The following is a 10,584-nucleotide window of genomic DNA, read 5'->3' as shown; positions in this document are numbered from 1 at the left end:
TTGACGGGTAGCAGTTCAAAGTGTAACCGGAGAGTTTTTTTTATTTCATGAAATTCGTCGTCTTAAGCCACTGACGAACGGCATCGGACGTTTCACCCATCTCGTCATGACGGAGGACGAAGCCTTCATAGACGTCCGCGTCGGGCTCGAGTGCGGCAATGTCTTCGACGGTATCGACAAAATCACTGTCCCCGGACGAAGCCACGGCATACAAGGCCTTCCCGGAAAAATCGTTTTCCGTCAAAAAGGACGTAACCGGTGCCGGCAGGGCATCCCACCAAATGGGATAGGCCAAAACGACCGTATCGTAGCGGCTCATATCACCGACGTGGCTTTTCAGTTCCCGCTTTTCATCGCGGGCAGCCGCCGCCTTTTCATCACGAATCATGGCATCGTAGTCGGCGGAATAAGGCTTTTCGGCCAGGATGGAAAAGACGTCGCCGCCGGTTTCCCGGGCGATTTCGTTGGCAATCATGGCATCATTTCCAATGATTTCACCGTCTTTTACATTGAGGCTGGCCGACGTCATGACGTCGTATTCCTTGGAATGAATGGCTTGGGCATCTGTATTATCGGGATACGTAAAATAAGCAATGAGGACGCGGCGGGGATTCCCCTGGCCGTTATGGACGACAGCCGTCGAAACCGGCTTCTTTTCATTTTGGGCAAGGGTCTCCCGATGAGTATCGTTATCAGTCCGTGCCGGACCTCTGGCACAGGCGGACAGAAGGAGTGTTAACACAAGAGTCCCCACGAGGACAGAAGCACGTTTTATCATAGAGAAATCCCCCATCAGTTAATTTCTTATCTATATTTTATATTATACGATAGTAAGATTCCCTTGTAAAACAACAGTCTGTGCCAACCGGATTCTCCGATGCCAAAAAGGCCTGCATCGAGACGATGCAGACCTAAATAGAAACTATGATTTTTTTACTTTAAACCAGGCGGCGTACATCGTCGGCAGGACCAAGAGGGTCAGGACGGTAGCCACTAAGAGACCGCTGGCAATGGCCACGGCCATGGGCCCCCAGAAGACACTGGTCATCAAGGGAACCATGCCTAAGATAGCCGCCGCGGCCGTCAGCATGATGGGCCGAAAGCGCAGGATGGCCGAGTCGATGATCGCGTGCCACGGGTCTTCGCCGGCAGCCATATGCTTTTCGATCTGGTCGAGGAGGATAATCGAATTGCGGATGATGATACCCCCTAAAGCCAGGATGCCGAGGTAGGCTACAAAACCCAGGGACTCTCTAAAGAGAAGCATCCCCAGGGAGACCCCGATGAGTCCCATGGGCGCCGTAATGAGGGTCAGTCCCATAAGGGGCAGGCTCCGGAGCTGGAACATGAGCAAGGTCATGATGATGATGACCATGACCGGCACGGGACCCAAGAGATATTTCAAGGATTTTTGGCTGTTTTCCAGAGAGCCGTCCACTTCCACCGTGTAGCCGAAAGGCATATTGTCACGAATGTCGGCGATGGAATCGTAAGCCTTTTGCGTCGCATCGTCAGCGGTTCCCGACTTGATGCCGCCGTTAATGGTAACCGTCGGCTTTAAGTTGCGGCGCCAAATGAGGCCGTCTTCGCCTTGATAGGAAATGCGGGCGATCTGTTCCAAGGGAACGTAGCCGGCTTGGCCGACGTAGACCGGCAGGCTCCGGATGGCTGAAAGATCCTTGCGGTCCTTATCGTCGAGGCGAAGCTGAATATCGATGGTCTTATCCGGTGCATAGTACTGAGCCACTGTCGCCCCGGACAGTTCCGTATACAGGGTCTGGGCAATATCCTGACCGGAAATCCCCATGGCCCGCAGTTTATCCTGGTCGAGCTCGACGTGCATAACCTTATCTTTCTGATCCCAGTTGAGGAAGACATTTTCCGTATTCGGGTCTTTGGCAATGCGGGCGGCAATCTCTTCGGCATAGGCTTTGACCTTGTCCTTATCGTAACCCGATACGCGCATCATGATGGGATAATCCGACGGCGGCCCCAAAGAGATGTGCTTAATATTGCTGCGGACGTTGGGGAACTTATCGGCCAGCTCCGTCTTCAAGGAGGATGCCAATTCTTCCCGCGATTCCGTATCCTTGGCGACGACGACGAACTGGGCGTAATTATCGGCCGGAAGGACAGGCTCGACAGTCAGGACGAACCGCGGTGCCCCTTGGCCGACGTGGTACGAGTAATTTTTTAGTTTATCCTGCTGACCGTCGAGGTACCGGGCCAACCGGGACGCTTCTTTCTGGGTCGCTTCCATAGAGGATCCCTCGGGCAGGGTCATTTCAACGATCAGTTCCGGCCGCAGGGACGGCGGAAAGAATTCTTTCGGAATGAAATAGGTCAGTCCGACGGAAAGGACGAAGGCTGCAGCTGTCCCGCCGATAACGATGACGCGATGGGTCAGGCACCAGTTCAGGACCTTGCGGAAAAAGACGTAGAACCGACTGGTATACAGCTTTTCCGGGTCCTCGCCCTCTTTCTGTTTGGGCTTGATGAGGTAGTAGCCAAAAAGTGGCGCTACCATGACCGATACGATCCACGACAGGACCAAAGCTGCCGTGATAACCGGAAATAGGGCTTTACAAAATTCAGCAGCTGCGCCATCGGAAAAGGCGACGGGAATGAAGCCGGCGCAGGTAATGAGGGTCCCGGTCAGCATGGGCTTGGCCGTAGCCCGAAAGGCGTAGCAGGCCGCGTCGATGCGGCTCCTCCCTTTTTCGAGCTGGACAGTCATCATTTCGACGGCGATGATGGCGTCGTCGACGAGGAGGCCCAAGGCGATAATGAGGGCCCCTAAGGATACCTTATGAAGGTCGATACCGGTGATTTCCATGACGCAGAAGACGCCCGTAAGGACCAAGGGAATGCAGAAGGCGACGACCAGACCCGTCCGCAGGCCCAGGGTGATGAAACTGACGACGAGGACGATGGCGATGGCTTCCCACAGGGTTTCCGTAAAATCACTGATGGACTCTTTGACGATCTGGGGCTGGTCCGAGACCTGGTTCATTTCCATGCCGGCCGGAAGGTCGGCTTTGACGCTGGCTTCAAGCTTTTTCAGGTTTTCGCCGAGCTTTAAATTGTTGCCGCCGTCCTTCATGGACAGGGCGATGCCGACGGCGGGCTTGCCGTTATAGAACATCTTAGGGTCGGCCGGTTCGGTATAACGCCGTTCGACGGTTGCGATGTCGCCTAAGCGGAAGACGCGGCCGTTGGCATTGATGGGCAGATTGCGGATGCCTTCGACGTCCTTAAAGACGCCGGACAGGCGTAGATAGACGTTGTCCGACTCGGTGCTCACCATGCCGGCCGGCGTCATCTCATTTTGGCCCTTGACGGCATTGGCGATGACCGTCGGCGGAATGCCCAGTTCGGCCAGTTTGGCATTGGCCACTTCGATATAGATTTTTTCTGACTGTTCACCGACGAGTTCGACTTTGCTGACGTCGTCGACGTTCATCATCATGCGGCGTATCTTTTCGGCTTTTTGCCGCAGTTCTTCATAAGAATAGCCGTCGCCCGTCAGAGCATAGATGGAGCCGAAGACGTCGTCGAAGCGGTCGTCATAGTACGGACCGTAGACGCCGTCGGGCAAGTCTCGTTTGACGTCTTCCGTCAAGTTGCGGACTTCATGCCACGTATCGCGGATGCTGCTCTGGGGCGCCTTATCGTCTAAATTGACGTAAATGACGGACTGACCCGGCCGGGAATAACTTTTGAGGTAATCGAGGTGCGGCGTATCCTGAAGTTTCTTTTCAATCTTGTCGGTCACCTGTTCTTCCATCTGTTCTGCCGTAGCTCCGGGCCAGGCAACAGAGACGACCATGGTCCGCACGGTATACGTCGGGTCTTCCATCCGGCCCAATTTGATATAGGAAAAGACGCCGGCAATGGCCACGAGGATGATGAAATACCAGACTAAGGCCCGGTTACGGAGGGATACTTCTGATAAGTTTCTCATACATCGTCCCCCTCAATGCGGACTTTTTCGCCGGCCCGTAATTTATGGACGCCGGCCGTAACGACGATATCCCCTTTTTGAAGGCCTGTGACCTTGACGCTGTTGTCGCCAAAGGTTTCAACGGACACATTTTTCAGGGACAAGGTCTTGTCTTTACCGACGACCCAGACCTGAGGCGTACTGCCGGTCTGATAGATGGCCGAGAGCGGCAGTACGACCGTATCGGCGGCAGCCTGTTCTTCACCGGCATTGGCAACCGATGCCGTCATGCCCAATTGCAGGCCCTGAGGCGGGTTTTGCAGGGTAATATTGACTTCATAGGTCCGCGATACGGCATCGGCCATAGGCGCCACTTCGCGGACGACGCCGGACACGGTCTGGTTCTGAAGGGCCCAGAAGGACACGGTCACGGCTTTTCCGACAGGAAAATCGGAAAGTTTATTTTCCGGTACGTTAATGGTGACTTCTAAATCGCCGTCATGGACTAAGGTAACGACAGGCTGGCCGGCCGGGACGACCTGCCCCACTTCGGCAGTGACGGCAGCGATGACGCCGTCGGCATCGGCCGTAAGCTGGGTATAAGACAACTGATTGTCCTGGGCCTGCTGACCGGCCTGAGCTTGATTATACTGGGCTGCTGCCCGGTCATAAGCCGTCTGGAACTGATCGAGATCGGCGGCACTGACAGCATCAGCGCTGTAGAGTTCCTGGTAACGCTTTAGATTAGCCGCCGCCAGCTGGAGCTGTGCCGCTGCCGCGTCGACCTGAGCCTGAGACTGGTTGACGGCCTGCATGATGTCCTTGGGATCGACGGTCATCAAGACGTCACCGGCCTTGACCCGCGTGCCGAGCTGGACGTTGCGCGTCGTAATCCGGCCGCCGGCCTGGAAAGAGAGCTTACTTTCATAGCGCCCTTTTACCGTCCCCGAATAGGTACCGGCCGTACTGTCATTCGTTTTTCCGACTTCCATAGTCTTTACCAATTGATCCGGTTCGGCCGCGGTCTGCTCACTGCCGCAACCGGCTAAAGTCACGGCCGCCACGATGGCAGCTGCGGCGAGGATGTACTTCATATGCCACCCTTTCATCGTATCATCTCCCCCTTTTTCTTCACAGCGCGTATATCGGCTTCATCAGCCCGCTCGGCAATGGCGTGCAGCATGGTAAGCAGCTCATCGCGCTTCGTTTCATCAAAACCTTCTACGAGATAGGTAATCCAGGTTTCTAAAAATCCCGCTAACTCCCCTTGAATATCCCTGGCCTTAGGCGTCAGATAGATAAACTTAAAGCGCCGGTCGCCGTCCTTTTGGCGGCGGCAGACGTAGCCTTTCTCTTCCAAGGTTTTCAGGCTGCGAGCGACGAGGGCCTTATCGGCTTTCATTTCGTTACAGAGCTCGCTTTGGCTGGAGCCGTCGAAATCATAGAGGGTCATGAGGGTCACGTATTCTGAATAAGACAGGTTCCAAGGCTGACAGGCTTCGGTAATATAGGCCTGGGACCGCATATTGATGACCCCGAAATCGTGACCGACACATAAGTAATTCATCTTATTGTCCCCTTTATTAGTTGATTGAATCAACCATTTTCTTATAGTATAGCAAAGGGATTTGCCAAAAGCAAGAAAAAAAGAGGATGCCCTTACGAAGGCAATCCTCTTATATCTGTATTATTTTCCTAATTTTTCAGCCATGGCGGCCAATTTCGACCCGATGACGGGCAGTTTGGCAAGGTCCGTTACGGAAACGGCCCGGAAGGCAAAGATGCCGATGAGATAGACGACGGCAGCCGCCGTCATGGCCATGATGGTGGCCAACGTATTCCCTACCAGGTTGAGCAGGCTGTGGTGGATGATCCAAGCCGTACCGGCCATGGCAGCACCCGACAGGAACAAGCGGCCGACATAGCCCCACTGGACGCCGTAGCCGACGAAGCGGCGGGCAAAATAGAGGTTCAAGGCTGTAGCTACGGCTAAATCGGCATTGGTCGCCCAAGCGGCCCCGACTTCACCGAGCCAGGGAATGGCCGTCAGATGCCAGCTCAAGAAAATCTTAATGACAGCTGCAGCGGCCATATTGTAGAGCGGCACGGCCGTCCGTCCCATGCCCTGTAACAGGCCGCTGGTAATCTGCTGGAGGCCGACGAGAAAGACCGAAATAGACAGGACGCCGATAGCAGGACCGGCAGCCGGCGTAGCATACAAGAGACGTGAAATAGGAACGGCTAACACGGCTAACCCTAAGCAGGCCGGGATGGTAATGACGTTGGCAATGCGCATCGCCGTATGAGTCCGGGACAGGACGACGTCCCTTCTCCCCTGGGAAAAGGCCGCTGAAACGGCCGGTACTAAGCTGGTCGCCAAGGAAATCGTCAAGATTGCCGGCAATTGGACGAGGCCGTTGGCCATGCCCGTCAGGTAGCCGTAGAGGGCCGTCGCCTCATGGGTACTGTAACCGGCCGCTTCCAGCCGCAGGGGCACGATAAAGAGGTCGATGCTGGCTACGGCCGGAAGGAGCATGTTGGCTGCCGCTACGGGAACGGCTAAGACGACGAGGCGGCGGATGATGTGCCGCGCCGACTGGATGACGAAGACGCCGTCGTCATCGGGTAACGGATTCCGTTGATGACGGTAGTATAAGAAGGCGATGAGGATGAGCCCTGCCGCTGCCCCGGGAACGGCACCGAAAGACGCACCGGCAGCAGCCCACTCAAGGCCTCTGGGCAGGAAAATCCAAGCTAAGGCGAGCATCGTGCAGACCCGGACGAATTGATCGGCCATCTGGGACAGAGCCGTCGGCGTCATGAGCTGCAGGCCTTGGAAATAGCCGCGGAAGCAGCAGACGATGACCGATAAGCTTAAGGCCGGCCCTAACACGGCCAAGGCCGGCAGGGCCCGACTGTCGCGGACGATGCCGAACTCGATCATGGCCTGGGCTCCAAAAGGGAGGGCCAGGCCGCAGAGGACGGCGACGACGGTCATAAAGGCCAAGGTCACGTGAAAGATGCGGCGGACGCCGCTGTAATGGCCTCGGGCCGCTTGTTCGGCAATCATGATCGACACGGCGATGGGAATGCCGGCACCGATGATGCTGAGGAGCAGGATGTAGACCGGATAGGCCATCTGATAGAGGCCGATTCCCTCGCCGCCTAAGAGACGCGATAAGAAAATACGGTTCAACCCGCCTAAGATTTTGACGACGATGCCGGCTACGGTGAGGACCATAGCGCCGCGTAAAAAGTTAGTCACGGGAATCCTCCTTTCGAAGGGAGGAAAAGGCCGTCAGCAAGTTCTGGATAAAGTCGAGGATATCGGCGATACCGGAAAGGGACACGCGGACCATGACCGGTATACTGGGAACGAGGCGGAAGCGACTGCGCAGGGGCTTTTCGAGTTTCGTCAAATCGGGCATGTCCGAGACGCGACGCCACTTGATTTCGAGGACGTCCTTCTTCTGGGCGATGAGGACCATTCCCTGAGCCTTGGCTTCGAGACGGGTTTCCGTCACCTGCAGGAGCTTTTCGACGTACGAACTGGGTCGGCCGTAGCGGTCTTCCAACTCACGGCGCAGTTCGTCCAGCTCTTCTTTCGAGGAAACGACGGCCAAGCGCTGATACATGTCGATTTTCTGACCGCCGTTTTGAATGTATTCGTTGTCGATAAAGGCGTCGACGTGGATTTCCATGACCGTTTCCGGCGGCGGCGGTTCCACCTCTTTCCCGGTCTGGGCCTTGGCAATGGCTTCTTCCAGCATATGGCAGTACATGGCAAAGCCGACGCTGGCGATGTTGCCGTGCTGTTCCCGACCGAGGAGGTTGCCGGCACCGCGGATTTCAAGGTCGCGCATGGCAATTTTAAAACCGGAACCGAGTTCGGTAAATTCCTTGATGGCTTGGAGCCGTTTTTCAGCGACTTCAGACAAAACCTTATCCCTGCGGTACAAGAAGTATGCATAGGCCATACGGTGGCTCCGGCCGACGCGGCCCCGCATCTGATAGAGCTGAGACAGGCCGAAGTGGTCGGCGTCGTAAATGATGATCGTATTGGCATTGGCTACGTCAAGGCCGTTTTCGACGAGGCTCGAGCAGAGGAGGACGTCGTACTTTCCTTCATAGAAATCGAACATCATCGACTCGAGCATGCTGCCGGCCATCTGACCGTGGGCAATACCGATGGTTACGTCAGGCAGGAGGGCCTGCAGTTCGTCCTTCATGCGTTCGATGGAAGCGACACGATTATAGACGAAAAAGACCTGGCCGCCCCGCCGCTTTTCGCGCATGATAGCGTCACTGACGATGCGGGCGTCGTATTCAGCGACGTAAGTCTGGACCGGGAAGCGGTCCGTCGGCGGCGATTCGATGACCGACATTTCCCGCAGGTTGACCAAAGACATGTGGAGGGTCCGCGGAATCGGCGTAGCACTGAGGGACAAGACGTCGATATGGGCGGCCCAAGCCTTCCATTTTTCCTTTTGGGCGACGCCGAAACGCTGTTCTTCATCGACGACGAGAAGGCCCAGGGACTTGAATTTAACGTTCTTGTTGAGCAGGCTGTGAGTCCCGATGAGGATGTCGATATCGCCGGTCAAGGTCCGGGCCAGGATCGATTTCTTTTCTTTGTAGGAACGGAAACGGTTGAGGACTTCGACGTGGACACCGAAGGGACTGAACCGTTCCATAAAGGTCTGGAAGTGCTGCTGAGACAAGACCGTCGTCGGTACCAAGACGGCAACCTGTTTACCGGCTGTGACGGCCTTAAAAATAGCCCGCATGGCCACTTCCGTCTTGCCAAAGCCGACGTCGCCGCAGACCAAGCGGTCCATAGGCGTCGGTTTTTCCATGCTGTCCTTGATTTCACGGACGGCTTTTAACTGATCTTCCGTTTCTTCATAGGGAAAGGCTTCTTCAAATTCTTTCTGAAAGGGCGTATCCGGCGGGAAGGCATAGCCGGAGACGACTTCCCTTTTTGCGTAGAGGGCGACGAGTTTTTCAGCCAAATCGGTGATCGACTTCTGAGCCTTAGAGCGTATCTTCTGCCAGTCCGAGCCGCCCATCTTCTGTAATTTCGGCGTATCGCCTTCGTTGCCGATGTAGCGCTGGAGGAGGGATAACTGGTCCGTCGGCACGTAGAGGATGTCTTTCCCGGCATAGTGAATTTCGAGATAATCTTTATGGACGCCATCCATTTCAATAGTCTTGATGCCCATGTAGCGGCCGATGCCGTGGACTTCATGGACGACGTAGTCACCGGCTTTCAGGCTGGTAAAGACGCTGATTTCCTGGCCTTTGGCAACGCGGTGGCGCAGGCGTCGTTTCTGGGTGCCGAAAACGTCTCGTTCGGCGACGGCGACGACCTTGGCATAAGGCAGTTCAAAGCCGTCGTGGATTTCCCCTTCAACGATATACATACCGCCGGCGGCGCTTTTTTCGTCGTCATAATCGGCAATCGAAAGGTCATGCTGCTTCATCCAGGCTTTGAGCGAAGCAATGCGCTCTCTGCTGTTGATGACGAAGACGATAGTATTGCCTAAGCTTTGCCAATGGCCGACTTCTTCTTCGAGGAGATTGAACTGCTTTTGGAAGCTGGCCATCATCTTGGCGGCAAAGCTGAAGGACTCGTCGATGAGCATATCGGGCACGGATTGGGCCATGAGGGACAAGACGATTTGAGGAACTTTTCGTTCCGGCGAGACCATGTTTTTCCATGATGCCAGGACGCCCTTGTAATCGTCCGATTCTTTGAGAACCTTTTTGAGACCGTCACGGACCCGGTTCGGTTCGTCCCAGATGATGGTCCCTTCTTCGACGTAATCGAGGAGGGTATATTTCTCATCGTCCGCCGTCGTCAGGGACACGGGCAAAATCCGCGCCCGTTCGGCATCATACAGCGACTTTTGGCTGTCGACATCGAAGGCGCGGATGCTTTCCAGTTCATCGCCAAAGAAGGCCAGGCGCAGGGGCTGCGGTTCATTGACGGCAAAGACGTCGACGATGTCGCCGCGGACGGAAAAATGGCCTCGCCGTTCGACCATGTCGACCCGTTCATAGCCGGCGTCTACGAGGTGCTGCAACAAGTCATCGCGGTCGTATTCTCCTTGGACTTCGACGTCGATGGCCGCATCGTCGATGCGCTGGGGAGCCATGACGTACTGTGCCGCTTCTTCCGGCGCAGCCAAGACGAGGACCGGATCCCCCTGGCGCAGACGGCCCAGGGCTTCCATCTGCCGAGCCATCCGGTCGATACTTTTAGCCGTCGTCGTAAAGACGGCCTTATCGACGACGGGAAAGTCGAGAACCTTTACGTCAGGCGCCAAAAAGGCCAGGTCCGCCTGCCAGGCCGCCGCTTGTTCCCGCGACGGGACGACGAGGACGACCTGACGGGGGCCTTCGTGCAGCACCTTAGCGACCAGAGCGCTCTTGACAGAGCCGCTGAGGCCGTAGATGCTGTGACAGCCGGGCTTTAAAAAGGCCTCCCCGGCGGACCGGATATTTTCATCTTGATTCATCCATTGAAAGAATTGCTTCATGCTTTTTTACCTCATGACAAAGGGGGCTTTAGTTTCCCAAAGCCCTCGATAATTATCATCATACTTGCGTGTTTTTTATTATATCATAGTTCATTCGTC

Annotated in this window: 6 protein-coding genes; all 6 read right to left on the bottom strand. The window is 55.6% G+C overall.

What is annotated here, in order from left to right:
* Positions 1 to 40: 40 nt before the first annotated feature.
* The 6 genes from A0U42_RS02950 to mfd all read right to left on the bottom strand — a co-directional run bounded on the left by A0U42_RS02950 (position 41) and on the right by mfd (position 10,485).
* Positions 41 to 778 carry a flavodoxin gene (locus A0U42_RS02950; RefSeq protein WP_065359801.1) on the bottom strand — a complete coding sequence of 246 codons (738 nt, stop codon included), beginning with the start codon at positions 776 to 778 and terminating at the stop codon, positions 41 to 43.
* A 144-nt stretch (positions 779 to 922) separates the two neighbouring features.
* Positions 923 to 3,964, bottom strand: coding sequence for an efflux RND transporter permease subunit (locus tag A0U42_RS02945; protein WP_065359800.1), 3,042 nt, complete (start codon positions 3,962 to 3,964; stop codon positions 923 to 925).
* A complete protein-coding gene (locus A0U42_RS02940) occupies positions 3,961 to 5,052 on the bottom strand; it encodes an efflux RND transporter periplasmic adaptor subunit (RefSeq protein ID WP_065359799.1) in 1,092 nt (363 codons plus the stop codon). Before A0U42_RS02940 ends, A0U42_RS02945 begins: the two co-directional genes overlap by 4 nt.
* Positions 5,049 to 5,510 carry a MarR family winged helix-turn-helix transcriptional regulator gene (locus A0U42_RS02935; protein ID WP_044503718.1) on the bottom strand — a complete coding sequence of 154 codons (462 nt, stop codon included), beginning with the start codon at positions 5,508 to 5,510 and terminating at the stop codon, positions 5,049 to 5,051. Before A0U42_RS02935 ends, A0U42_RS02940 begins: the two co-directional genes overlap by 4 nt.
* Positions 5,511 to 5,630: 120 nt before the next feature.
* Positions 5,631 to 7,214, bottom strand: coding sequence for a polysaccharide biosynthesis protein (locus A0U42_RS02930; protein WP_141669491.1), 1,584 nt, complete (start codon positions 7,212 to 7,214; stop codon positions 5,631 to 5,633).
* On the bottom strand, positions 7,201 to 10,485 hold the full coding sequence (mfd, locus tag A0U42_RS02925) for a transcription-repair coupling factor (protein ID WP_065359798.1): 3,285 nt from the start codon (positions 10,483 to 10,485) through the stop codon (positions 7,201 to 7,203). The genes A0U42_RS02930 and mfd overlap by 14 nt, the downstream gene beginning before the upstream one ends.
* Positions 10,486 to 10,584: the final 99 nt, after the last annotated feature.

This window comes from Megasphaera sp. DISK 18, assembly GCF_001682955.1.
In the GTDB taxonomy this organism is placed as follows: domain Bacteria; phylum Bacillota; class Negativicutes; order Veillonellales; family Megasphaeraceae; genus Megasphaera; species Megasphaera massiliensis.
This window is presented reverse-complemented; position numbering and strand designations above follow the sequence as displayed.

Coding starts and splice junctions, on each gene's coding strand:
- A0U42_RS02940 (WP_065359799.1), bottom strand. CDS start 5,052: ATGAAAGGGTGGCATATGAAGTACATCCTCGCCGCAGCTGCCATCGTG.
- A0U42_RS02945 (WP_065359800.1), bottom strand. CDS start 3,964: ATGAGAAACTTATCAGAAGTATCCCTCCGTAACCGGGCCTTAGTCTGG.
- A0U42_RS02950 (WP_065359801.1), bottom strand. CDS start 778: ATGATAAAACGTGCTTCTGTCCTCGTGGGGACTCTTGTGTTAACACTC.
- mfd (WP_065359798.1), bottom strand. CDS start 10,485: ATGAAGCAATTCTTTCAATGGATGAATCAAGATGAAAATATCCGGTCC.
- A0U42_RS02935 (WP_044503718.1), bottom strand. CDS start 5,510: ATGAATTACTTATGTGTCGGTCACGATTTCGGGGTCATCAATATGCGG.